The organism is Devosia crocina (genome assembly GCF_900116545.1).
GTDB classification, from domain to species: Bacteria; Pseudomonadota; Alphaproteobacteria; order Rhizobiales; family Devosiaceae; genus Devosia; species Devosia crocina.
On the sequence record NZ_FPCK01000001.1, the window covers coordinates 1,045,123 to 1,069,641 of the forward strand.

Here is a 24,519-nt window from a genome sequence, read left to right on the forward strand (position 1 = left end):
CGGTCGAGGGGCGGTTGGCAGCTTTGCATTGCCTGCCCCCGTTGCCCCTTGCGCGGGCATGCCCTACATAGGCGCCAATTCCCGAACTCGTTCGAAGAGGTCAGAGGCCCATGGCGCGCCAATTCATCTATCACATGCACGGAATGAGCAAGGCCTATGCCGGCGGCAAGAAGGTGTTGGACAACATCCATCTCTCCTTCTACCCCGATGCCAAGATCGGCATTCTCGGCCCGAACGGCTCAGGCAAGTCGACTTTGCTCAAGATCATGGCCGGCATCGACACTGAATTTTCAGGTGAAGCCTGGGCAGCCGATGGCGCCAAGGTGGGCTATCTCGCCCAGGAGCCGCAGCTCGATCCGGCGTTGAACGTGCTCGGCAACGTGATGATGGGCGTCAAGGAAAAGAAGGACATCGTCGACCGCTACAACGAGTTGATGATGAACTATTCCGACGAGACAGCCGACGAAGCGACCAAGCTCCAGGACATCATCGACAGCCAGAACCTGTGGGATCTCGAATCCCAGGTGGAAGTTGCCATGGAAGCGCTCGGCTGCCCGCCGGCCGATGCGGACGTGACCAATCTTTCGGGCGGTGAAAAGCGCCGCGTGGCACTTTGTGCGCTGCTCCTTTCCAAGCCCGACCTGTTGCTGCTCGACGAACCGACCAACCATCTCGACGCCGAAACCACGGCCTGGCTCGAACGGCACCTGCGCGAATTCGAAGGCGCGGTGCTGATCATTACCCACGACCGCTACTTCCTCGACAACGTCACGGGCTGGATTCTCGAGCTCGATCGGGGTCGCGGCGTGCCGTACGAAGGCAATTATTCGGCCTATCTCGACGCCAAGGCTAAGCGCTTCGCCCAGGAAAAGAGCGAAGACGCGGCCCGCGCAAAGGTGCTGGAACGCGAAAAGGCCTGGATGGGCATGTCCCCGCAGGCCCGCCAGTCCAAGTCAAAGGCCCGTATCAAGGCCTATGATGAACTGGTCAAGATCAACGAAGAACGCACCCAGTCGCACACGGCGCAGATAATCATTCCGCCGGGCGAGCGCCTGGGCCAGAACGTGATCAATGTCGAAGGCATCTCAAAATCATTCGGTGATCGCCTGCTGATCGACAATCTCTCGTTCAAGCTTCCACCGGGAGGCATTGTCGGCATCATCGGGCCCAACGGGGCGGGCAAGACCACGCTCTTCAAGATGCTGACCGGCCAGGAAAAACCTGACTCCGGCGAGATTACGGTCGCGGAAAACGTCCACCTCGGTTATGTAGACCAAAGCCGCGATGCGCTTGATGGCAACAAGACCGTCTGGGAAGAAATTTCTGGCGGTGACGACATTCTGATGCTCGGCAAGCGCGAGATGAACTCGCGCGCTTACACCTCGACCTTCAACTTCAAGGGCGGGGACCAGCAGCAAAAGGTCGGCAATCTTTCCGGCGGCCAGCGCAACCGCGTTCACCTAGCCAAGATGCTCAAGGCAGGATCGAACGTTCTGCTGCTCGACGAACCGACAAACGACCTCGACACCGAAACTCTTGCCGCTCTTGAAGAGGCGCTGGAGGAATTTGCCGGTTGCGCCGTGATCATCAGCCACGACCGCATGTTCCTCGACCGCCTGGCGACGCACATGCTGGCCTTTGAAGGCGACAGCCACGTGGAATGGTTCGAAGGCAACTTCCAGGACTATGAAGCGGACAAGGTGCGTCGCCTGGGTGCCGATGCGGTCAACCCCAAGCGCGCGACTTACAAGCCGCTGACGCGATAAGCGGTTTCGATTGCGGTTTTCCGGCGAGTGTAGGGTGATTGCCGGAGGGCTTTACGCAGGATACCCTCACCCTAACCCTCTCCCCAGAGGGGCGAAGGACTAAACCTGTGGCTTTCGTCAGATGGCGCCTCAAACTCGATCCGATCCCCTCGCCCCTCTGTGGAGAGGGCTAGGGTGAGGGGCCTTTGCGTTGGGACGCAAACCTAGTTCCGGCAAAATACTGCCCTGAGGTCGGTTCGCACCGCGGTGTTTTTTCCACGCTCCGATGCGAAATTGGTCGACGCGACTTCGATTTCTCTACCGTGTCTCTATAGATTGCCTCTAATTCCCTATTGGAGGCTCGCATGCGTTTTGCATCGTTCGTCGCCGCCGCAGCTTTTGTGGCCGTTGTTCCCGCTTTTGCCATTGCCCAGGAAGTCACGCCGCTTGTCACGGCTGAATGGCTCAAGGCGCATGCTGGCGATGAAAATATCGCCATCATCGACATCCGCGACAATATCGATGGCACAGATCTTGGCGAGTTGCCCTACATCGCGCATGCGGCCGTTGCTCCCTATGCCAGCGCCGGCTGGCGCACCGAGACGGATGGCGTCCCGGGGCAGATCCCTGCGCCAGAGCAGATTGCCGAACTGATCGGAAGCCTGGGCGTCGATGCCGACGATCATGTGGTGATCGTGCCGTGGGGCACCGACTCCTCAGAGTTCGGTGGCGCGACCCGCGTCTACTGGACCTTTAAATATCTTGGCCATGACGCCGTTTCGATCCTTGATGGCGGTTGGCGCCAGTATGATGCCCTGGGCGGAGAGCGCGTTGCCGAAGCTGCAGTTCCGATTGCAGCCGAGTTCGTGGCCAATGTCCGCCCCGAGCTGCGCGCCACCACGGCTGACGTGGAAGCCGCGCTTGCCAATGGCGTCAAGCTTGTGGATGGACGACCCGAAGAGCAGTTCCTTGGCCAGTCCAAGAGCCCGGTCGTGCGCATCGAAGGGACGATCCCCGGTGCGGTGAACATCCCGCACTCGACCCTTTATAGTGCGGAATATGCCAGCTTTGCCCTGCCTGAAACCATTGCCGCGCTGGCACAGGGCGTGGGCCTTGCAGAAAACGAAGAGAACATCGTCTTCTGCAATACCGGCCATTGGGCTTCAATCGCCTGGTTCGCGCTGCACGAAGTCGGCGGCAATGAAAATTCGGCCATGTATGATGGTTCCATGGCCGAATGGGCTGCCGATCCGGCGCGTCCGATACAGTGATTGCCCGCCTAGTGCTGTAATTGCCCGGCTTGTCCGGGAAAGTCATCGATTGGGATAGACCACCCGAACGCGTTGGGTGATGACGGCCACTCACGATAGATAGTGTGGATGTTGCGCCTGATGGGTGCAGCATCCAAAGTCTTTAGACGCCTTAGAATTCTGGGAATCATGAGCGATATTTCCGCATCCGCGCCGAAGTTTCTGCCGCCCGCCGCGGTTGACCGCTGGCCACTCGTTGTTGCCGCCGCCATGCTGCTGGCTGGCTTCACCTTTATCACTTGGCAGGTCGACCTGCGCCAAGGCACGCTGTTTCTGATCGGCGGAGGACTGGGCGTGGCGCTCTACCACGGGTCGTTCGGGTTTACCGGCGGTTGGAAGCGCATGGTGGTTGAAAAGCGCGGCCGTGGCATGCGGGCGCAGATGCTGACCATCGGGGTTGCGGCACTAGCCATGATTCCTCTCGTTGCGGCTGGCAATATCGGCGGACAGGGCATTGTGGGTGCCATGGCACCGGTCGGCATTTCGGTTCTGCTGGGGGCTGCGATCTTCGGCTTGGGCATGCAACTGGGCGGTGGCTGCGGCTCGGGAACCCTCTTCACAGTGGGAGGGGGCTCGGCTCGAATGCTGGTAACGCTGGTGTTCTTTATCGTTGGCGCCGTAGTGGGCACCGCGCATCTGCCGTTTTGGCTCGAACAGCCGGCTCTTCCGGCGATCAGCCTCGGAGCGGAACTGGGCGTCGGCTTCGCGATTGCTGCAACGGTGGCCGGACTTGCTCTGGTGGCGCTGATCACCGCCGTCATCGAGAAGCGCGTCCATGGCAATATCGAGCCGGAACCGGCGCCGGCCCGGCAGGGTTGGAGCTGGATCCTTTATGGTCCCTGGCCCCTCGTCGGGGCAGGGCTGATGCTGGCGCTTCTCAACATTGCGACGCTGCTGCTGGCAGGCCATCCCTGGTCCATCACCTATGGCTTCGGACTTTGGGGCGCCAAATTCGCCGATGCGGTGGGCATTCCCGTGGCCAGCTGGGAGTTCTGGACATGGCCAGCTCAGGCTCAGGCTCTGAACTCCTCGGTGCTGGCCGACAGCGTTTCAGTGATGGATTTCGGCCTTGTGTTGGGTGCTGCAGCTGCGGCGGCAATCGCGGGCAAGTTTGCTCCCAAGGCGAAATTGCCGCTGGGGTCGCTGCTTGCGGCGGTCGTGGGCGGACTGCTGATGGGATATGGCGCGCGGCTCTCGTTCGGCTGCAATATCGGTGCGCTGTTCTCGGGCATTGCCACCGGCAGCCTGCATGGGTGGCTATGGTTTGCCGCAGCCTTTGTGGGGTCACTCGCCGGCGTCTGGGCCCGCCCGTTCTTTGGTCTTGATGGGTTCGCAAAGAAATGAGCGCTCGCAACACTCTGCTTTTCGGCGCGGCGCTGGCTGTTTCCACGGCTGCGATTGCCTACGACCATGTGACCAAGCCAGTGCCGCCGCGCCCGGCTGCGCAGACGGCTGCTCCGGCGGGCGGTTCACCCTGTGCGGCAGGGGCTGCACCATGCGCTGCGGGTGCTCCCTGTGCTGCGGGCGCGCCGACGCGTGCCGCGCCGCCTCCTCCACCCGCTGTAGCACCTTGTGCTGCGGGGGCTCCGGCCAAGGCTGCGCCGCCACCACCGCCAGCGGCTCCGTCGGCTGCGCCGGAGAAGATTGCACCACCCCCTCCGCCCGCGACACCGCCTTCACCGCCGAGCGAAAAGGCAGCGCCTCCACCGCCGCCGCTCACCAAGTCGGCCGGAGAGGAAGCGCCGGACCTGGTGGTTGGTGGCGCCTGATGAGCCATGGCGCGCGCGAACAGGCGCTGGCTGAAATCGCCTTTTGCCAGTCGATCTGGGAAAAGGGCGGATTGACCGTGCTCAGCGACACGTTCCGCGGCGTCGATGCCATCACGGCTTGGGAGCATTACCCGCCCGGAGACGTGTTCGATCCCTCAAGCAATGGCCAGTGGTTCTACCACTGCCATCCAGCCGAAGAGGGTGCCGAAGAGCATGGGCATTTCCATTGCTTCATGAGGCCGCAGGGGCCGTGCGGTCCAATCCACCATCTCGCCGCCATCGGCGTTGACGCTAGCGGGCGAATGACACGGATCTTCACCGTCAATCAGTGGGTGGTGGGCGACGACTGGGCCAGCGCGGAAGCGACGGTTCCGCTCCTCGGATCCTTCGACATGCAGATGCCCACTCCTTCATATCTCGTCAATCGCTGGCTCACTGCGATCTTTGTCGCCTATGGCTGCGAGATTGCCGAGCTTGTGCGCGAACGCGATAGGCTGCTGCAATCCTTCGGCCGCGACATGCGAGGCGACCGGACGATCGAAGTCACTTCAGAGATGGTCTTTCCCGCGAGAGCCTGAGCCATCTAAAAATTTTCAGTGCACCGCGGAACTGTCACGCAAATGTTGCGTTTGGGTATGTCGGCCGAATGAGGCCGGGCAGGCCGGGGGACAAGTTGCACATGGCGGAGCTTGACTATGCACGCATATTCGACGTGCTCCCCAGCCCGTTCATGATCCTCGATGCAAATCTAGTTTATGTGGCGGCCAACAAGGCCTATGTGGAAACCACAGGCCGAACGCTCGAGACTCTGCTCGGGCGGCAGATTTTCGAGCTTTTTCCCAATACCGGCGAGAGTGGCAGGCGCTTGAAGCACTCGCTCGAAACGGTTGTGGCAACAGGCAAACCGGACACTCTGGCTTACCTGCCTTATCCCATAGCGCGTGCTGATGGCGACCTGGAATATCGCTATTGGACCGCTGTGCATGTGCCCATTTTGAACGACGCGGGGGAGGTCGAGTTCGTGATGCAAAACACTGTCGATGTGAGTGAGTTCGCCCGCATCCGTGCTGCTTCCACAGTGCCGTTCGCAACGCTTTCTGCAGAAGCACGCCTGATCGAGCGTACGAGGGAGGCAGAGGCTTCGAACGCCGACTTCCGCAGGCTGTTCCAACAGGCGCCCGGCTTTTTCGCTATCCTATCCGGCCCTCGCCATATCTTCACCTTCGCTTCCGACTCTTATTTACGCCTTGTCGGGGGGCGCCTCGTCCTGGGACGGACAGTTGCAGATGCCTTGCCCGAAGTGGTCGAACAAGGTTTTGTCGACCTGCTCGACCGGGTCTATTCCGAGGGCTATGTGCACCAGGCGGAAAGCGCCCGGCTGATGCTGGCAAGAACGCCTGGACGCGAGCCGGAAGAAACGTATCTTGATTTTTCCTACCATCCGATCCGTGATCCCAGCGGCGAAATCACCGGCGTTTTCGTGCAGGGAACCGATAGGACTGAGGCGGTCAAGGCGGCGCAATTGCAGCGCCTTTTGATCGATGAGCTCAATCACCGGGTCAACAACACGATGGCGACGGTGCAATCCATTGCCAGCCAGACCCTGCGCAGCACCAGCGATCCCGTTGTCGCGCGCAATGCGTTTCAGGCGCGGATCGCGGCGCTTTCCAAGGCTCACGGCATGCTCAGCGACCGGCGGTGGCACACGACCGAAATCGGGCGCCTCGTGCGACAGGAACTCGATGCTTTCGATACCAATCAGGTCCGCTATAATGGTCCGATGCTGATGGTCAATTCCAAGGCGACGATCGCCCTGGCCATGCTTTTGCATGAATTGGCCAGCAATGCGGTGCGTCACGGGGCTTTGTCCCAACCAGAGGGGCGTCTCGATGTCGCCTGGCGTGAGGACGATGCGGACAATCTCGTGCTCGAATGGCGCGAGCGGGGCGGGCCGGCAGTGACAGCACCCGACAAGCGTGGCTTCGGTGCGCGCCTTCTCGACACGATCGTGTCGGGCGAACTCGGGGGACACCTCGATCTCAGCTACGATCCTGCCGGCTTGATTGCCCGGCTTTCCATCCCACCTGTCGGCTACATCGCTCAGGAGTTGACCCTTGGCTAAATTCTCCGGAAGCCGTGTCTTCGTAGTCGAGGACGAGACGCTTGTTCTATTCAATCTCGAAGACATTCTGGCCGAGCTCGGCTGCGAGGTCGTGTCTCAGGCGATGCGGCTCGAACAGGCCCTGACGCTGGCGCAGGCTGCAAATGATGTCGATGTGGCCATTCTCGATGTGAATATCGGGGGCACGACAGTGTTTCCGGTCGCAGAAATTCTGGCAGAAAAGGGCATTCCGCTGTTGTTTGCCACAGGCTATGGCCGAGAGGGCCTGCCGGTCGAATGGCAGGACCAGGCGGTGATCGTTAAACCCTATTCGCCCAGTGACGTCGAACGTGCGCTGGCGCCGCTGCTCGAGGCTGCGAGCCAGCCCTGACTGCTTCCGATCCTCAGGAGCGCCGCGCTTTACCATTGTCGTCAAAGCGCAATAAAATCTTTGGTTTTGCTGCGGTTTCTGCCGTAAGTTGAAGCGCCGGGGCCTGTGCCTCGTGCGCTTTTGGCGTTCTGGGGGAATGCATGAAGAGGTTGACGACGGGGACGATGCTGCTGGCCAGCCTTGCCCTCGCAATTCCAGCATGGGCCGCGCCTGGCCAGTGCAGCTTTACCGGGTTCGATACATTCGCGTGTGACATCCAGTTCGATGGCGGGGGACTGGCTTTCGGTCTGCCCAACGGACAGGTCTTTGCTTTTGCCGTGACAGACCAAAGCGAGGGTCAGGGCTACTTGATCGCAGCGGATGCAGCACCGGGACGCCCGCCGGTGGAGATTGGATCGTTCGAGGCGCAAGCCGATCAGCCAGGCTGCTGGCTGGCCAAGGATAGGGATCTCACATTTTGTGCGCTGGTATTCGAATGAAGCGATATGTGATGGCAAGCCTTGTTGGGGCTACAGTTCTGACCGTGGGCTCGATCGCGACAGCAAAGGATGCAACCTGCTTCACGAGCGATGATGGAGAATATGCGTGCAGCTTCAAGCGCCTCGATGACGCTGGCAGCTTCCGCATTTCTGCACCGGACAAGCCCACCTTCGAGCTCTGGATCGAGGGTGAGGGCGAGGGTTTTGCCAGCGCGACGTTTACCCCTGGCGGACGCTCGGTGGCTTTGCCGGGCACCTATGTCCGCTCCAAAAAGGATCGCGCCTGCTGGGTAAGCGACGAAACCGATACGGAAATCTGCGCGTGGTAGAAAAAGCCTTTTCCATCCCGGTCGATGGCGGGACGCTGAGCGGCGTCGAGATGGGCGAGGGGCTGCCTGTCGTTTTCCTCCATGCAGGTGTTTGCGACCATCGCATGTGGCGCGAGCAGATGCAGCTTGCCGCCGAGATGGGCTGGCACGCGATCGCCTATGATCGCCGGGGATATGGCGAGGCAAAGTCCGAGGATGTGGCGTTCAGTCATCTCGACGATCTCGAGGCCGTGCTGGCCTCGTTCGATATCCATGCCGCCATCTTTGTCGGCTGCTCCATGGGCGGCGGGCTGGCAATCGACTTTGCGCTTCGGCACCCCGGGCGCGTGATTGGGCTTGTACTGATCGGCACCTCGGTTACCGGTGCTCCCTGGAGTGCGACAGAAGAGGAAAGTGCGATCGAGATGGCCGAGGAGGATGCCTGGGAGCGTGGCGATCTCGATCTTCTCAACAAGGTGCAGGCTCACGAATGGCTCGATGGCCCACGTAGCCGTAGTGGTCGCGTAACAGGGGCGGCACGAGAGCTGTTTCTGGACATGAATGCCAAGGCTTTGGCGAAGCCGACGCTGACGGCGGAGATCGAACGGCCTGGTGCCTGGCGCCGCGTTGAGCAGATAACGGCGCCAACCATGTTGATCGTGGGTGAAGAGGATTTTTCCGCCATTATAGACCGGCACGAGCACCTTTCGGAAACGATGCCCAATTCCTTCGCGGCCGTGCTCGAAGGTGTTGCGCATATCCCCAGCATCGAGCGTCCCGACCTCATCAACCGCATGCTCGAGGAATATCTTGAAGCGTTCGAGGATGAAGACGACGACGCGGACTAAGACCTGGAGGACTGAATCAAGCGCTTGCGGAAATGAGTCCGCGCTTGCGTCTAACTCTCTATAATGAATAAGAAAGCCGGCGATAGCGCCGGCTTTCTCGTAGGCTCGGTTCGATCCTGCCCCTAGACGGCGATGATGCCGTCGAGGTGCTTGTCGATGTTTTGTGTGGGAAGGTTCGTAAGGTCCTTGTCGAGTTCGGCCAGGATGGCCTTCTTCACATGATCGGACAGGTTCTTGCGGAAATGCCCCAGCGCGATAGGTGCGGCTGCGATGACGATGCGGTCGAACGCACCTTCCTTGGCCTTCCGATCTAGCTCGGCGGCAACCGAGCGCACGAATTCGGCTTCGCGGTGTTCTGCCGGGTCGGTCTTGGGCGTGATGGCGGAGCGGCCAGGGCCGACGGAAGAATGGCTGCGCCCTGGACGATCGGTGTCGATATCCTGGCTCTGGAGCGGGGCGATGGACCATTCAAGACCCTTCACGGCGGCCAGCCCTTTTCCCGGCCCATTATGTTCGAGCACACGGGCCTGCGTGCCATCGGCGATCAAGATCCAGGTGACGGTCTTTTTCATCTGCTGCTCCTGCAAGTTGTTTCGGGCTGGTGCCCGGCCAGGTTGACCGGAACCCTGCTCCCCAAACGTCCAATGCGTGGAAAGGTTTGATCGGCAGCCGGTCTTTGCCGCCTCGGCCGATCACATTTGTTCGTCTGGAATGGTATTGCCGCCGCGAATGACCTTTGCGATCTCGGCCAGCACTGGGCTCAACGGGTTGGCCTCACGCCACACAAGAGTAAGAAGACGGCCGGCTCCCGGGTCATCAAGCCGGTGAATGGAAATGCGCGGATCGCTTGCTTCCTTGCGCAGGGCGATCCGGGGCAGCAGCGTCACACCCTGGCCATTGGCAACGAATTCCACAATGGTCGAGAGCGACGTTGCCGCGAAGGTGCGCGGCGCGCGGTCGCCTTCGAGCCGGCAGGCCGAAATGGTCTGATCGCGGAAACAATGGCCTTCGTCGAGAAGAAGAATTCGCTCCGGTGCGAGAGCTGCGAGCGAGACCGGCTCAGCTGTCGTCTCGTTGCGCGGCGTGGCGAGCACGAAGGGATCTTCAAAGAGCGGCGTGACCGCGAGCCGCGGCCCTCCAGCGGGCGGATCCGATGCGATAAGCGCCACATCAAGGCTGCCATCTGCCAGAGCGGACAATAGATCCTCGGTTCGATTCTCGCTGATAGTGTACCGCAGCTCCGGTAGTTGCCGGGTCAGCCTCGGGAAAATCTCGGGTAAAAGGTAAGGCGCGACCGTGGGAATGAGCCCAAAGCGGATCGGGCGATCCGGTGAGCCGGATCTGTGCAAGGCGAAATCATCAAGCGCATCAGCGGCGCTGACCGTGGTGCGGGCAAGTTCAACAAAGTCCCGGCCGAAGGGCGTGAGCCTTACACCGGACCTCAGCCGATCAAAGAGAGCACTGCCGCAGGCCGTCTCGAGTGCCTGGATCTGCTGGGACAAAGCTGGCTGAGACACGGCGCATTCATGCGCCGCCTGCCCGAAGTGTCCGGTGTGCGCGACGGCCAGAACATAGCGCATCTGCTTCAGTGTGATTGCCACGATAATTTTACCCTATCGACAGGCAAAGAATAATCGATTGGCCTAATGGATGTCACGCCCTTATAAGGCGCTCAGCAGCAAAGGAGCCCTCTCATGGAAGACACCAAATCCACCCCCCATGGTGAAGCCCCCGCCGGCAAGTGCCCGGTCAATCACGGCAAGCCCGGCCGCTCGAATCGCGAGTGGTGGCCGAACAGCCTCGACGTGCAGAAGCTGCACACCAATTCCGCACTTTCGGACCCGATGGGCGCCGATTTCGATTATGCCGAAGAGTTCAAGAAGCTCGATCTCGAAGCCATCAAGGCCGACTTGCGCGCCGTGATGACCGACTCCAAGGACTGGTGGCCGGCCGACTTCGGCCACTATGGTGGCCTGTTCGTGCGCATGGCCTGGCATAGCGCCGGCACCTATCGCATCACCGATGGTCGCGGCGGTGCAGGCATGGGTCAGCAGCGCTTCGCCCCGCTCAACTCCTGGCCGGACAATGCCAGCCTCGACAAAGCGCGGCGCCTGATCTGGCCGATCAAGCAGAAGTACGGTCAGGCCATTTCCTGGGCCGACCTCATGATTCTGACGGGCAATGTCGCGCTCGAGTCGATGGGCTTCAAAACCTTCGGCTTTGCCGGCGGTCGCGCCGACGTTTGGGAGCCGGAAGAACTCTACTGGGGCCCGGAAGGCACCTGGCTGGGTGACGAGCGCTATTCGGGCGAACGCCAGCTGTCCGAGCCGCTCGGTGCCGTGCAGATGGGTCTGATCTATGTGAACCCGGAAGGTCCGAATGGCGATCCGGATCCGATCAAGGCAGCCCGCGATATTCGCGAGACCTTTGCGCGCATGGCCATGAACGACGAGGAAACCGTTGCGCTGATCGCGGGCGGCCACACCTTCGGCAAGACCCATGGTGCGGGCGATCCGTCGCTGATCGCAGCGGAGCCGGAAGGGGCCGACCTTGAAGATCAGGGCCTTGGCTGGAAGAGCAAGTTCGGCACTGGCGTTGGCAAGGATGCCATCACGTCCGGGCTAGAGGTGACCTGGACGCAGACCCCGGTTCAGTGGAGCAACCACTTCTTCGAGAACCTCTTCAAGTATGATTGGGAACTCTCGGCGAGCCCCGCGGGAGCCAAGCAGTGGGTGGCCAAGACGAGTGACGCGGTTATCCCCGACGCGTTCGATCCGGACAAGAAGCATCGCCCCACCATGCTGACCACGGACCTGTCGCTGCGATTCGACCCAATCTACGAGAAGATCTCGCGCCGGTTCCTCGAAAATCCGGATCAGTTCGCCGACGCCTTTGCCCGCGCCTGGTTCAAGCTGACCCATCGTGACATGGGCCCGAAGGTCCGCTATCTCGGCTCGGAAGTTCCGGCGGAAGACCTGATCTGGCAGGATGTCATTCCTGCTGTCGACCACCCGCTGGTCGATGACGCCGACATCGCTGCACTCAAGGCCAAGATCCTGGAGACCGGGCTTTCCGTTTCCGAGCTGGTTGGCACCGCCTGGGCTTCGGCTTCGACATTCCGCGCTTCGGACAAGCGCGGTGGCGCCAATGGCGCGCGCATTCGGCTCGCTCCGCAAAAAGACTGGGAGGTCAACAAGCCCGATCAGCTTGCAAAGGTGCTTGGCAAGCTCGAGGGTGTGGTCTCCGATTTCAATGCGAACCAGTCGGGTGGCAAGAAAGTATCGCTTGCCGACGTGATCGTTCTTGCAGGCGGTGTCGGGATCGAGAAGGCAGCCAAGGCGAACGGACAAGACATCGTCGTGCCGTTTACAGCAGGCCGCATGGATGCCTCGATGGAACAGACGGATGTCTTGTCCTTCCAGGCCCTGCAGCCGCGCGCCGATGCGTTCCGCAACTACTATACCGATCGCGCCTTCATGAAGCAGGAAGAGGCGATGATCGACCGCGCACAACTGCTGCGGCTGACGGCGCCGGAGATGACGGTGCTGCTCGGCGGCCTGCGTGTGCTCGACATCGGCGTCAACAAGAACGGTCTCTTCACCCACCGGCCCCAGACGCTGAGCAACGACTTCTTCCTCAACCTTCTCACCATGGACACGGTGTGGAGCCCCAAGGCAGAGGAAGACGGCCTCTACGAGGGCCGCGACCGCCAGAGCGGTGAAGTCAAGTGGACCGGCACGCGGGTTGATCTCGTGTTCGGCTCGCACTCGCAGTTGCGGGCCTATGCGGAGGTCTATGGGCAGGTGGATTCTGCCGCCCGCTTCACGCGCGACTTCGTTGCTGCCTGGGTCAAGGTGATGAACGCGGACCGTTTCGATCTGCACCCGAACGCAAACGCACGCACGCAGTAAGCGACGCATTGCATGCAAATCAAAGGCCCTGGAACAGTGTTCCGGGGCCTTTGTTCATTAAGCGTCTCGCAATTTGAGTTAATTGCCGGAAAGAGCCTTTAGCTCTCCCAAGCGACTTACCCTGCACTTTGACCTTCACTACGGCCCCACGACCGGAGAAGGTTATGAGCGAATTTGAATCCGGCCACCGAGCCTTTGCCAGTTTCCGCGTGCTGAATGGCGAGGACAGCCACTCCGAACGCGATCAGCTGTTCCGCAACATGGCCAAGCTCTTCAGCTTCGTTTCCGACCGGTGCGAAGACGAGCAGGTGGTGCAGTATGACGAGGCGCTGTGCCTGCTTGCGGAACTGGTGGAAGTGGAAGCGCGGGCGCATGTCGCCAAGCTGCTTGCGCCGCTGCAACGCGCGCCCGGAACAGTGGTCGTCAAGCTCGCCAATGACGAGATCGAAGTTGCCCGCCCGCTGCTTGAATTCTCCAATGTGCTCAGTGATGACGACCTGATCGACATCATCGAGAACAAGTCCGAGGAGCACCGTCTCGCCATCGCGGGACGCGCGAGCGTCACAGAGCGGGTAGGGGAGGCTATTGTCCAGCACGGCGATACCGGCTCTGTCATCAAGTTCGTTCGCAATGCCAATGCAGAGATCGGGCGCTCGACGCTGCAAAAGCTCGTCGAGCGCGCCAGCACGGATGCTGCGATCGCCGAGGACCTGCGCAATCGTGCCGAGATCGACTGGCGCTCGCTCCGCGGCGAGATCGATTCGGTGGCCGACAAGGTGCTCGAGAGCCTGGGCGAGGTGGATGGACGGTTCGATCCTATCACCGCCGGCAAGGTCAATGCCGTCGTCTACAAACGTATGCGCAATCGCGCCGGGTTCAACGCGCAGGAGTGGAAGGTCGCATACAATCAGGTGCGGGCGCTGGCCGATCGCAAGCAGCTCGATGATCGTGCCCTCGCGCGCTTCGCCCGTTTCGGCTACGGCCACCATGCTGCCGCTGCCATTGCCGTAACCCTTCGGGTCACGCCGGAAATCGTCGTGAAGTGGCTCGCGAGCCAGGACTATGCTGCCGTAACGGTTGCCCTGCGCGCAGCAGGCTTTACGTCCGAACTTTTTGGCGCCATCGCACCGACCTTGCCGTGGCGCGACCTGCCCACGCCCGAACACCAGCAGATGATTGTCAGCCGCTTTGTGGCGCTTGAAGAAGAAGAGGCGCGCAACATCTTCGAGCTTTGGCGCGCGCACTCCTTCCGCCGGCGCAACGCGGCTGCAGCGGAAGAACGCCAGGCGATGAGTGCCTAATTCAGTCTGACGCGGACGACTGGCGGACGAGGCAAGTTCAGATGCTTGGCTCTCGCCTAGCGCGGAAAAAACACTGGACCACTAATCGCTCCAGATATAAAGATATCTTTATATCTCAGGAGTGACGGTGTGTCTGGATTGGTTGGCATTTTGAAGGCGGCAGGCGAGAGCACGCGCTTGCGGCTGCTGGCCTTGCTGTCGGATGGCGATCATTCGGTCAAGGACCTAACCGAAATCCTCGACCAAAGCCAGCCACGGGTTTCGCGACATCTCAAGCTGCTGGCCGATGCCGGCCTTGTCCAACGTCACGCTGAAGGGGCATGGGCTTATTACGGTCTTGCGCCGAGTGGACACGGCGCGGAACTGGCGCGATGGCTCGTCGAACGCATCGATAATGACGAGCCGGGACGGCGGCGCGATCGCGCGCGGCAAGCAGCCGCCTTTGCGGCGCAGCAGGCGCAGGCCGCCGCCTACTTCGCCCAGGTTGCCGAGAGCTGGGATCTGCTCAAGACCTTGCATGTTCCCGAAGAAGCGGTCGAGGCTGCCCTGCTGGAAGGCATCTCCGGCCGATCGATCGATCTGCTTGTGGATCTCGGCACAGGCACTGGCCGCATGCTGGAATTGCTGGCGCCGGCCTATAAGCGGGCGATCGGGGTCGACTCAAGTCGGGAGATGCTGTCTGTAGCTCGTTCGCGCCTGTCGGCTGCGGGGCTGAGCCAGGCGCAGGTGCGCTTGGGCGACATTGCCGATCTCGATATCACCATCGGCCCCGCCGACATGGTCGTGATCCATCAGGTGCTGCACTATTTTGACGATCCCGGCCGCATGCTGGCGCAGGCGCGGCGGCTTCTCAAAGCCGGGGGAGAGATTCTGATCGTCGATTTTGCTCCGCACGATCTTGAATTTCTGCGCACCGAGCATGCCCATCGCCGCCTCGGTCTTTCGCGCGAACAGATGAATGGCTGGGCCGAAGCGACAGGGCTAGAGGTACTGTCGGTCAAAGATTTTCCCAGCAAGACAAGGGAGGGCGGGCTGACAGTATGCCTCTGGCATCTCGGCGAGCCCCGCAATACGGACAAGACTCATGATTGACGACGACCACCGCGCCAGCCGCAAGACGGCCGATGAACGCCCGGACCTGCAAATTTCCTTTGAGTTCTTTCCGCCCAAAACCGATGCGATGGAGGAAAGGTTTTGGGAGTCGATCCATAAGCTTGCGCCGCTCAAGCCGCGTTTCGTTTCGGTAACCTACGGCGCCGGTGGTTCGACCCGTGAGCGGACATTGCGCATGGTGCGGCATATCACCTCCGATGCCGGTGTGCCTGCGGCTGCGCACCTGACCTGCGTCGGGGCGTCACGCGACGAGGTCGACGAGGTCGTGCGCGGCTTTGCCGAAGCAGGCGTCAAAAGCATCGTTGCCCTGCGCGGCGATCCGCCAGAGGGGGTTGGCAAGCCTTTCGTGCCTCATCCTCAAGGGTACCAAAATGCGGCCGATCTTGTGGCCGGCATTCGCAGACTTGGCGATTTCGACATCTCGGTTGCCGCCTATCCCGAAAAGCACCCGCAGAGCGCCGACTGGGACGCCGATATCGACAATCTCAAGCGCAAGCTCGATGCCGGTGCCAATCGCGCCATCACGCAGATGTTCTTCCGCAATGCGGACTACCTGCGCTTTCTCGAGCGAGCTCGCCGTGCCGGGATCACTGCGCCTATCGTGCCGGGTATTCAGCCGATCCATAGCTTCAAGCAAATTGCCGGGTTTGCGGAGCGCTGCGGCGCATCGATCCCAGACTGGCTCGCCGACCGCTTCGAGGGGCTCGGAGAAGACCCGGAAACCCATGCCCTTGTGGCCGCAGCCGTAGCCGCCGAACAGGTGACCGAACTTCTGGACGAGGGCGTGACCGAGTTTCACTTCTATACGCTCAACCGATCGAACCTGGTTCTGGCGCTTGCGCGGCTGCTGGGCCGTCGCCCCAACTGACGTTCAGCCTGCGTTCAGGCGAATGCGCGCAGACATGTGAACAGGTGGTTCATAAAATGGCCACCAAGTTCGCCTTGAAGGGCGGATCATTTGCGACGCAATGCGGAGCCAAACAAAGACATGAAGATGGATCGCCGTTTGAGCAATGGTCTGGCCTGGGCCGGAGCGCTGCTTGTCATTGGCATTCCCGCGGCCGATTTCGCTATTGGTGCGATTTCCGGCGCTGCCCAGCCCAGTGTCGCGGTTGTCGATGCCAAAGTTGAAACCGAGACGCCTGCGCCTGCGGTAGCAGAGGCGCCGCCGCCGGCTCCCCGGCCCACCATAGCCGCCGAGCCGGAAATCGCGACTGCCCCGCAGCCTACTGCTGTGGAAAGCAAACCGGCTGCCGTTGCAGCCGATGCCGGCAATGCCGTGGACACGTTCCTGCAATCGGGCAAGCCGTTGCCGAGCTATATCTCGGGCAGTGGGGCCACCGAGCAGGCCGCCATGACTCCCAAGCCTGCAACACCGGCAGCAACGAGCAACCTGCCTGCCACACACCCGCCGCAGCAGCAGGCGGTCACCCAGCAGCCAGCGGCCGCGCCGCAGATTGAAAAACCTGCCGAGCAGGTTGCTGCTTTGCCGCCGGCTCAGGTGGCCCCTGTGCCCATGCCTTTGTCGATGCGTCCGCGTCCTGTTACCGTTCCGCTTGCCAATGCAAATGCCGGCGGCGATGTGCCGTTGGTGATCGACAGGCCGAGCACGCCGCCGCCCGCGCCTGTTCCAACTGCTGCAGAGCCCAATTTCGTCACGGCTGAAGACCTGCGCGATTGGGAATCGGGACCGCTTTCGGATTTCCTTGCCCAGCGCAATTCGCGCAGCAGCGCGACTTATCAGGTGCAACAGAATGAGCCGGCTTATGGCGGCAATAACGGTTTCTGGCTGGACGAAGGACCGCAGAACGAGGGTCAGTTCGGGCAGTATCCGTCTGATGATCGCGTTTATTATCTGCCGTACTGACGCCGATGGCATGGGTAGCTCCCATGCCGATCAGGGCATGGACCCGGGCTGCGCGTCCCGATAGTCTGCGCGCCGGTCGCTTCGCGGCCGGACTACGGCAAGAGGGCTGTTCCATGCTGTGCTGCGTACGCAAGGCTGAAGAAAATCGCGATGTCTGGCACAAGTTGTCGGCCTTCCTCGGCTCGTTTTCCCGACGCACCGGCCTTGCCGGCCATATCGCCAATGCGCTTGATCCCGATACCTGGCTGCCCGGCGGCAAGGATGCTGCATTTACCCTGGCTCTCATAGCCCTGTCGGCGAAGATGGCGGTTTCGGATGGAGCCGTGACGGCTTCGGAGGTGCGGGCATTCAACGCGACGGTGGAGATTGCCGAAGGTCAGGAATCGCAGGTCGAGCGCCTGTTCAATCTCGCCAAGCAGGATGTCGCAGGGTACGAATCCTACGCCCGCAAGGTTGCCCGTTTCTTTGCTGATGCGCCTGAAACGCTCGAACATGTGCTCGATAGCCTGTTCTTCATCGCAACGGCCGATGGCCTCGTGCACGAGGCAGAGCTCGATTATCTGCGCACCGTCAGCACCATCTTCGGTTTCGACGAGGCTCGATTCGAACAGATTGCGTCCCAGCATGTGCTGCTCGACGATGGCGTTGATCCCTATAAGGTTCTGGGGCTCTCGCACGATGCGCCCCCCGAGGAGGTTCGCCGGGTTTATCGTCTCCTCGTTGCCGAGCATCACCCGGATCGATTGATCGCCAAGGGCGTTCCGGAAGAACTGATCGAGGTGGCAACGGCGCGCATGGCCGCCATCAACCTCGCCTATCAGGCGATTACCAAGCCACGTCCGCAACCGTTGCTTGCCTGATCTTCGCGCTTGACGCGGGGCAGGGCGCACCCCTACATCGGCGCGCCAGTTGACCGGGTGGCCGCTGGCAGTGGGGTAACCTGCTGCGAGAGGAAAGTCCGGGCTCCTTCGAAACACGGTGACGGCTAACGGCCGCCGGGGGCGACCCCAGGGAAAGTGCCACAGAAAGCAAACCGCCTCGGCTTGCCGGGGTAAGGGTGAAAGGGTGCGGTAAGAGCGCACCGGGTGTCTGGCGACAGAGACCGCACGGTAAACCCCACCGGGAGCAAGACCAAATAGGGATGACGCGGGGCTCGCCCCAGCCAGTTTTGAGGCCAGTCATCCGGGTTGGTTGCATGAGCGTCCTGGCAACAGGCGCCACAGATGAATGGTCACCACGTCGCGCTCGCGCGGCCTTACAGAACCCGGCTTATAGGTCAACTGGCGTCGATCTCCATGCAACGTTGGCGTCACTTAGATTGCCGGCGCATTACCATAAGGCCATGATTTCTCTGCATAATTTCTGATATCCGCAATGTTGCGGCAATGGCCGCACGGCTAGTGTGTGTCTGTCAACAACACACGGAGACACTGCAAATGAAGAAGATCCTCGCTCTCGTTCTCGCCTCGGTAATGGTTGCTGGTGCAGCCGCTCCCTCCTTCGCAGCTGAAACCTGCGCCTTCAAGGACGTGAATCTGTGCACTTCGGAATCGCTGGTCAGCTACTCCGACTGATCTCGGTCTCGTCGTTCCAGATTTGACCATAGTCGCCCCCGGACCGTGTCCGGGGGCTCTGTTTTGCCGCTCGTGTGCCGCCACATGGCTGATATGACAGCGACTTGGGCGGGATTCACGCGGCTTTCCCTTGCAGTCCCCCTTGCATCTGGGTAGACCGGGGCCTTCATTTTTTGCCGGCCGCAACCGGCACTTCCGGAGCGTCCGCCAGCATGCCTTTGCCGACCCCATTCTACCTGATCGACGAGACGGCGCTGGACCGGAATCTGGCGCTCGTGGATCGATTGCGGGCGGCCTCGGGAGCGAAGTGTCTGCTGGCGCTCAAGTGCTTTGCCACGTGGTCGACATTCGAGCAGATCGCTCCGCATCTTGATGGCACGACATCTTCCTCGCTCAACGAGGTCAAGCTGGGCCGTGAGAAGTTCGGCGGAGAGACGCACGCCTATTCGGTGGCGTGGTCCGATGGCGAGATCGACGAAGCCATCGCCAATGCAGACAAGATCATCTTCAATTCGATCAGCCAGTTCGAGCGGTATGGCGCCAAAGCCGCGCATATTCCCGTGGGCTTGCGGGTCAATCCCGGTGTCAGCCACTCGCATTTCGATCTGGCTGATCCTGCACGGCCCTATAGCCGCCTGGGCGAGTGGGATATCGAACGGATCGAAGCGGTGATCGATCGCGTCTCCGGGTTCATGCTCCATTGCAATTGCGAGAATGACTCCCTCGAGGCGTTTGCCGCGCTGCTGGATCAGTTCGAAGCCAAGCTCGGGCATCTGCTTGAGCGACTTGATTGGGTGAGCCTTGGTGGTGGCATTCACTTCACCAAGCCCGGATATCCGATCGCTGCGCTTGCCGCCCGGTTGCGCGCTTTCGCCGAACGCTTTGGCGTACAAGTGTATCTCGAGCCCGGCGACACGCTGGTGACCGACACGACAACGCTTGAAGTCAGTGTGCTCGACGTCGTGGATAACGGCAAGGCGATCGCCATTGTCGACAGCGCCGTCGAGGCCCATATGCTTGATTTGCTGATTTATCGGCAGAGCGCTGCGGTAGCGCCCGACGCCGGAACGCACAGCTATGTCATTGCCGGCAAGTCGTGTCTTGCCGGTGATGTGTTCGGGGAATTCTCTTTTCCCGAGCCGCTCACCATCGGTAGCCGCATCTCTTTGCTCAATGCAGCCGGCTATACCATGGTCAAAAAGAACTGGTTCAACGGCGTCGCCATGCCAGCGATCGCCATACGCCGGAGAAACGGAGCAGTCGATCTCGTGCGCGAGTTCGGCTATGCCGATTACGTCGCCAGCTTGTCCTGAGGGCAGGCTGATATCGTCCACCCGCAAAAAGGTGTTTCGTGCCAATTGAAAAAGAACATTCTGATTATCGGTGCCGGAGGTGTGGCGCAGGTTGCTGCCGTTAAGGCAGCCATGCACAACGATGTCCTCGGTGACATCAACATCGCCTCCCGCACCCTTGAAAAGTGCGACTCAATCATCGTGAACGTGCTTGCGCGCCAGGCGCTCAAGCGACCCGGGCTGATCGCTGCACATCAGCTCGACGCTTTCGACATCGAAGCGACCAAGGACCTGATCCGGCGCACCAAAAGCCAGATCGTCCTCAATGCCGGATCGGCCTTCCTCAATATGTCGGTGCTGCGCGCCTGCATCGAGACCGGCGCCGCCTATATCGACACTGCCATTCACGAAGATCCTTCCAAGGTGTGCGAGACGCCGCCGTGGTACGGCAACTATGAGTGGAAGCACCGCGACGAGTGCGAGCGCAAAGGCATTACGGCAGTTCTGGGCGCAGGCTTTGATCCTGGCGTTGTCAACGCCTATGCAGCACTGGCCGCTGAGCACTATTTCGACCGGATCGATTCCATCGACATCATCGATGTGAATGCGGGTAGCCATGGCCGCTATTTTGCGACCAATTTCGACCCGGAGATCAATTTTCGCGAGTTCACCGGAACGGTCTGGAGCTGGCAGAATAGCCAGTGGACGGCCAATGCCATGTTCGAAGTGTCTCGTAGCGACGATCTGCCCGTCGTGGGAACCCATAAGACTTATCTGACCGGGCATGACGAAGTGCACTCGCTCTCCGCCAACCTGGGTGTGCCTGATATCCGGTTCTGGATGGGCTTTGGCGAGCACTACATCAACGTCTTCACGGTGCTGAAGAATCTGGGCCTTCTCTCCGAGCAGCCTGTGCTGACCGCCGAAGGGCAGGAAATCGTACCGCTCAAGGTGGTCAAGGCTGTGTTGCCCGATCCGGCATCGCTGGCACCGGATTACCAAGGCAAGACCTTTATCGGCAATCTGATGAAGGGCACGCGCCAGGGCGTCGAGACCGAGATGCTGGTCTACAATATCTGCGATCACGCAGAGACGTTTGCCGAGACTGGAAGCCAGGCGATTTCCTATACGGCCGGTGTGCCGGCTGTCGCGGCGGCCATGCTCATCGCCCGCGGTGAATGGGATTGCCACCGCATGGCCAATATCGAGGAACTGCCGCCTGTGCCGTTCCTGAGCCTGCTCGAAGGCATGGGCCTGCCAACGCGTCTGCGCGATGCTGCTGGCGACCGCAGCTTCGCCGATGAGAAGCTACCGGCACAGAAGCAGGCCCGTCTCGGAGTTTCGTAACTCAGGCAGCGTTATGGTGCTTAAGCGATAGCCTGACGGTTTCTACCGCCCTCGGATCCATCCGGGGGCGGTTGTGTTTGTGCATCAGCAATCAAGGGAAAGGAACGGAATACGGAGCCGGAGTGAAGCGCTTCAGCCTTCGAAAACCACACGCACCGTTGTGCCGCCGCGGTCGGTTTCGTAGCCCACAGTGGCGCCCAGGCTATGAGCCATGGCCTTGACGATGCGGCTGCCGAGGCCTGTGCCTTGCGGTTTTCCGCTTCCGGACCAACCGATGCCGTCATCTTCCACGCGCAACTCGATCTGCTCCTCAGCGCGGCGCATATGGATGCGGATCTCGCCGGCTGGCCGGCCGGTATAGGCATATTTAAGTGCGTTTGTGACGAGTTCGGTGAGCATCACGCCGAGCGAGGCGACCTTTTCGGTCGCCATGGGGAAGGGCTCGACCTCGACGCGGAGGCTGGGGGTTTGACCCTCGAGTTGCACCGATGCTTCGAGTTCGGCGACCAATGAGTGGATATAGTCTGCAACCTGCACCGATCGCACGTCGTCGGAGGTGTAGAGATGACGATGCACACCGGCGATGGCATGAATACGCGCCTGCGTTTCGGCAAGTGCACTCTTGGCCTCAGCGTCTGTCACCGCATTGGCCTGGAGGCCCACGAGAGCTGCCACCATGGCCAGGGAATTGGCAACACGGTGGTTGACCTCGCCCAGCAGCATTTCGGCACGTTCACGCGCTTCGAGGGTCTCGCGCTCCGCCCGGGCCTTGGCGCGGTTCAGCCGGGAATGCTCGATCGCGTGCTCGATTGCGGTCACGAGCAGTTCCATGAACTCCTCGCTGAGCGTCTTGGGCACATAGTCGGTCGCGCCGGCCTTGAGGGCGGCTACAGCCACAGCTGTTTCCGCGGAGCCCGTGACATAGACGACGGTCGGGCGGTCTTCCACGTCGGCAATGCCGGCGAGAACGTCGAGACCGGTGCCAGTGGGCAGATAGTGGTCGAGCACGACCACATCGACGCCCCCCTGGCGGATCAGGTCGATGCCTTCTTCCCCGCTCGTTGCATGATGATAGTCATAACCGCGACGCTGCATGGCTTTCTGGACCAGCCGTGCCAGTCCCGAATCGTCATCGATGTAGAGCACATGCGGCGTGCGGTTGGTCATCGTCTATTCGGCCTCGGGGATCTGCATGACCGAGAAGAACAGGCCCAGCTGCCGGATGGCATTGGCGAAGCCTTCGTAGTCCACCGGTTTGGTGATGTAGACATTGGCGCCAAGATCATAGCAACGCTGGATCTCGCGCTGATCATCGGTGGTAGTCAGAACCACGACGGGGGAGCGCTTCGTGTGCTCGTTGCCCTTGACCTTTTCCAGGATGTCGATGCCGGTCATGTCGGGCAGGTTGAGGTCCAGCAGAACCAGCAATTGCCGGCCTTTGTTGACCGCGCCCGTGCCATCCGGCCCAAGCAGATAGGCCAGGGCGTCTGTGCCATTGAGGAAGGGCACGATCTGATTGGCGACGCCTGCGCGGCGAATGTTCTTCTCGATGAGCCGGGCATGCCCCTCATCGTCCTCGATCATGATGATGGTAACTGGCCGTGCGTCGTTCATTGTGTGGTTGTCCCAAGGTAGGTCCGCAGGTCGCGCGGCAGGTTGATTATGAAAGTGGTGCCTTCGCCCAGTTTCGAGTTCAATGTGACATCGCCCCCAAGCGAGCGCGCCATTGTGCGCACATGCGCCAAGCCGATTCCTTCGCCGGGCTGGCTTTGGGCACCGGAGCGGCGGAAGAGTTCGAAGACACGTTCGTGGTCAGTGTCGGCGATGCCGCGGCCATTATCTTCGACTTCGATTTGTACACGATTACCGGGCACGTGACTGGCGCGGATTTTCACCGCAAGAGGCCGGCCGGGCTGCTGATATTTGATGGCGTTGTCGAGAAGGTTGCCCAAGACCTGCTCAATTGACAGCTTGTCGGTGATCACCTTGCCCAGCCGGATATCGGTTGTGATCGAACCTTCGTTCTCAGCCACCTGGTGGTGGACGGCGGCGGCAGAGTTCTCCGCGACCTCGCGGATATCAACGAGTTCGGGCTTGAGCCGGCGGCGGCCTTCGCGCGAGATCTTGAGAATGGCGTTGATCAGGCCGTCCATCTTGCGCGTTGCGGCACGGATAAAGGAGATCGCCTCAGGCAGATCCTCTGTGGCGGCCAGCTTGGCTTCGGCCTGGATGGGATCCTTCTCATCGGGCTTGTCGGCCATGTAGTCGCGCAGCGTGTTGACGCTGGTTTCAAGCTCGGCAGTGAAGCCCATGATGTTGACGAGCGGGGCCCGCAGGTCGTGGGTCACGATATAGGCGAAGCGCTGGATCTCTTCGTTCGCTTTTCCAAGATCGGCCGTGCGCTCCTTGACGCGCTCTTCTAGGCCGGAATTTGCTTCTTCGATTTCGCGCCGCGCGGCTGTCAGTTCGCGCGTGTATGACAACACGGCCCAGATGGCGCCGGAAACGACCAGCAGAATCACGATGCCGCCGATAACCGATACCCAGCGCAGGGTGTCGATCGTGCGGTTCTGATTGCCCACGCCCTCGATCAGGCGGGCATCGACTGCATCGATCAGCCCTTCAACGAAGGCGCGGATGCGGTCCATCGCCTGCTTGCCGTCGTCGGTGGAGATCATTGCTATTGCGGCATCGCGGTCGCCCGTCTCGGCAATCTCAATGGTGCGGTTCATCTCCTCGATCTTGAAGGCGATGTCGCTTTCCAGTGTTGCGAGCGGCTCGGTGGCTACGGGGTAGGGGGCCAGCACGCCCCGCAATTCCTGGAGCTGGGTGTCGATCAGCGGCAGGGTCTCGCGATAAGGCGCCAAATATTCGTCGTCGAGGGTGATGACAAAGCCGCGTTGTGCGCTTTCAAGATCCTGCATCTGCGCGCGGAGGTCCACTGCGACACGACGGGCGACACGGGCTTCAACCACTTCATTGAAATAGACCTGGCTGCGTTCGACGAGCCAGATATTGGTTCCGACGATACCCAGAAGGGCCAGAAGGCCCACAAGCAGAAGCAGAGCTGTGGACCGTACGAAGGTCTTGCTGGTGATCGGCATTGTTTGTCCCGTGAACGTCCAGCCTTCTTCGCCGTTTCCGAACGGCGGGGCAATAAAAA

The 24,519-nt window shown here is 60.9% G+C and carries 23 protein-coding genes and 1 other RNA gene; 19 read left to right on the forward strand and 5 right to left on the reverse strand.

Annotated elements, in window-relative coordinates:
- The first annotated feature begins 110 nt into the window (after window positions 1-110).
- The 9 genes from ettA to BM364_RS04925 all read left to right on the forward strand — a co-directional run bounded on the left by ettA (window position 111) and on the right by BM364_RS04925 (window position 8,951).
- Window positions 111-1,766, forward strand: coding sequence for an energy-dependent translational throttle protein EttA (gene ettA, locus BM364_RS04885; protein WP_092421629.1), 1,656 nt, complete (start codon window positions 111-113; stop codon window positions 1,764-1,766).
- A gap of 344 nt (window positions 1,767-2,110) precedes the next feature.
- On the forward strand, window positions 2,111-3,016 hold the full coding sequence (locus BM364_RS04890) for a sulfurtransferase (RefSeq protein ID WP_092421632.1): 906 nt from the start codon (window positions 2,111-2,113) through the stop codon (window positions 3,014-3,016).
- A 168-nt stretch (window positions 3,017-3,184) separates the two neighbouring features.
- Window positions 3,185-4,399 carry a YeeE/YedE family protein gene (locus tag BM364_RS04895; protein ID WP_092421635.1) on the forward strand — a complete coding sequence of 405 codons (1,215 nt, stop codon included), beginning with the start codon at window positions 3,185-3,187 and terminating at the stop codon, window positions 4,397-4,399.
- Between the two features lie 424 nt (window positions 4,400-4,823).
- Window positions 4,824-5,402, forward strand: coding sequence for a DUF6969 family protein (locus BM364_RS04900; RefSeq protein WP_092421637.1), 579 nt, complete (start codon window positions 4,824-4,826; stop codon window positions 5,400-5,402).
- A gap of 101 nt (window positions 5,403-5,503) precedes the next feature.
- Complete coding sequence (locus tag BM364_RS04905) at window positions 5,504-6,946, forward strand: PAS domain-containing protein (RefSeq protein WP_175528466.1); 1,443 nt, start codon at window positions 5,504-5,506, stop codon at window positions 6,944-6,946.
- On the forward strand, window positions 6,939-7,316 hold the full coding sequence (locus BM364_RS04910; protein WP_092421642.1) for a response regulator: 378 nt from the start codon (window positions 6,939-6,941) through the stop codon (window positions 7,314-7,316). The genes BM364_RS04905 and BM364_RS04910 overlap by 8 nt, the downstream gene beginning before the upstream one ends.
- Window positions 7,317-7,456: 140 nt before the next feature.
- Window positions 7,457-7,795, forward strand: a complete 339-nt coding sequence (locus tag BM364_RS04915) for a hypothetical protein (protein WP_092421644.1) — start codon at window positions 7,457-7,459, stop codon at window positions 7,793-7,795.
- Window positions 7,792-8,124, forward strand: a complete 333-nt coding sequence (locus BM364_RS04920; RefSeq protein WP_092421647.1) for a hypothetical protein — start codon at window positions 7,792-7,794, stop codon at window positions 8,122-8,124. The genes BM364_RS04915 and BM364_RS04920 overlap by 4 nt, the downstream gene beginning before the upstream one ends.
- Window positions 8,118-8,951, forward strand: coding sequence for an alpha/beta fold hydrolase (locus tag BM364_RS04925; RefSeq protein WP_092421650.1), 834 nt, complete (start codon window positions 8,118-8,120; stop codon window positions 8,949-8,951). Before BM364_RS04920 ends, BM364_RS04925 begins: the two co-directional genes overlap by 7 nt.
- A 122-nt stretch (window positions 8,952-9,073) precedes the next feature.
- Here the strand turns inward: BM364_RS04925 and BM364_RS04930 are convergent, their stop codons facing one another.
- Together BM364_RS04930 and BM364_RS04935 are read right to left on the reverse strand one after the other, a co-directional pair.
- Window positions 9,074-9,523 carry a host attachment protein gene (locus BM364_RS04930; protein ID WP_092421653.1) on the reverse strand — a complete coding sequence of 150 codons (450 nt, stop codon included), beginning with the start codon at window positions 9,521-9,523 and terminating at the stop codon, window positions 9,074-9,076.
- A gap of 120 nt (window positions 9,524-9,643) precedes the next feature.
- Entirely contained in the window at window positions 9,644-10,552 is a 909-nt protein-coding gene (locus BM364_RS04935; protein WP_092421656.1) for a hydrogen peroxide-inducible genes activator, read from the reverse strand.
- Window positions 10,553-10,645: 93 nt separating this feature from the next.
- Here BM364_RS04935 and katG point away from each other — a divergent pair, with 93 nt between their 5' ends.
- The 10 genes from katG (at window position 10,646) to BM364_RS04980 (ending at window position 21,356) form a co-directional block, all read left to right on the forward strand.
- Window positions 10,646-12,862: a catalase/peroxidase HPI gene (katG, locus tag BM364_RS04940; RefSeq protein WP_092421659.1), complete on the forward strand. Its 2,217-nt coding sequence runs from the start codon at window positions 10,646-10,648 to the stop codon at window positions 12,860-12,862.
- Between the two features lie 164 nt (window positions 12,863-13,026).
- Window positions 13,027-14,163, forward strand: coding sequence for a DUF2336 domain-containing protein (locus tag BM364_RS04945; protein WP_092421662.1), 1,137 nt, complete (start codon window positions 13,027-13,029; stop codon window positions 14,161-14,163).
- 129 nt (window positions 14,164-14,292) lie between these two features.
- Window positions 14,293-15,255, forward strand: coding sequence for an ArsR/SmtB family transcription factor (locus BM364_RS04950; RefSeq protein WP_244542770.1), 963 nt, complete (start codon window positions 14,293-14,295; stop codon window positions 15,253-15,255).
- Window positions 15,248-16,144: a methylenetetrahydrofolate reductase [NAD(P)H] gene (metF, locus tag BM364_RS04955; protein WP_092421668.1), complete on the forward strand. Its 897-nt coding sequence runs from the start codon at window positions 15,248-15,250 to the stop codon at window positions 16,142-16,144. Before BM364_RS04950 ends, metF begins: the two co-directional genes overlap by 8 nt.
- A 120-nt stretch (window positions 16,145-16,264) precedes the next feature.
- Window positions 16,265-17,143, forward strand: coding sequence for a hypothetical protein (locus BM364_RS04960; protein WP_092421671.1), 879 nt, complete (start codon window positions 16,265-16,267; stop codon window positions 17,141-17,143).
- Window positions 17,144-17,166: 23 nt separating this feature from the next.
- Window positions 17,167-18,003 carry a J domain-containing protein gene (locus BM364_RS04965; protein WP_244542771.1) on the forward strand — a complete coding sequence of 279 codons (837 nt, stop codon included), beginning with the start codon at window positions 17,167-17,169 and terminating at the stop codon, window positions 18,001-18,003.
- Between the two features lie 45 nt (window positions 18,004-18,048).
- Window positions 18,049-18,431, forward strand: an RNA gene (gene rnpB / locus BM364_RS04970) — RNase P RNA component class A.
- 148 nt (window positions 18,432-18,579) lie between these two features.
- Complete coding sequence (locus BM364_RS18380; RefSeq protein ID WP_175528467.1) at window positions 18,580-18,717, forward strand: hypothetical protein; 138 nt, start codon at window positions 18,580-18,582, stop codon at window positions 18,715-18,717.
- A 212-nt stretch (window positions 18,718-18,929) separates the two neighbouring features.
- Window positions 18,930-20,030, forward strand: a complete 1,101-nt coding sequence (nspC, locus tag BM364_RS04975; protein ID WP_092421677.1) for a carboxynorspermidine decarboxylase — start codon at window positions 18,930-18,932, stop codon at window positions 20,028-20,030.
- A gap of 45 nt (window positions 20,031-20,075) precedes the next feature.
- Complete coding sequence (locus BM364_RS04980) at window positions 20,076-21,356, forward strand: saccharopine dehydrogenase family protein (protein WP_092421680.1); 1,281 nt, start codon at window positions 20,076-20,078, stop codon at window positions 21,354-21,356.
- Window positions 21,357-21,488: 132 nt separating this feature from the next.
- Here the strand turns inward: BM364_RS04980 and BM364_RS04985 are convergent, their stop codons facing one another.
- Genes BM364_RS04985 through BM364_RS04995 form a run of 3 tightly spaced genes read right to left on the reverse strand, consistent with a single transcriptional unit; the run spans window position 21,489 to window position 24,460 of the window.
- Window positions 21,489-22,523, reverse strand: coding sequence for a histidine kinase dimerization/phosphoacceptor domain -containing protein (locus BM364_RS04985; RefSeq protein ID WP_092421683.1), 1,035 nt, complete (start codon window positions 22,521-22,523; stop codon window positions 21,489-21,491).
- A 3-nt stretch (window positions 22,524-22,526) separates the two neighbouring features.
- A complete protein-coding gene (locus BM364_RS04990; RefSeq protein WP_092421686.1) occupies window positions 22,527-22,970 on the reverse strand; it encodes a response regulator in 444 nt (147 codons plus the stop codon).
- Entirely contained in the window at window positions 22,967-24,460 is a 1,494-nt protein-coding gene (locus tag BM364_RS04995; RefSeq protein WP_092421689.1) for a sensor histidine kinase, read from the reverse strand. Before BM364_RS04995 ends, BM364_RS04990 begins: the two co-directional genes overlap by 4 nt.
- Window positions 24,461-24,519: the final 59 nt, after the last annotated feature.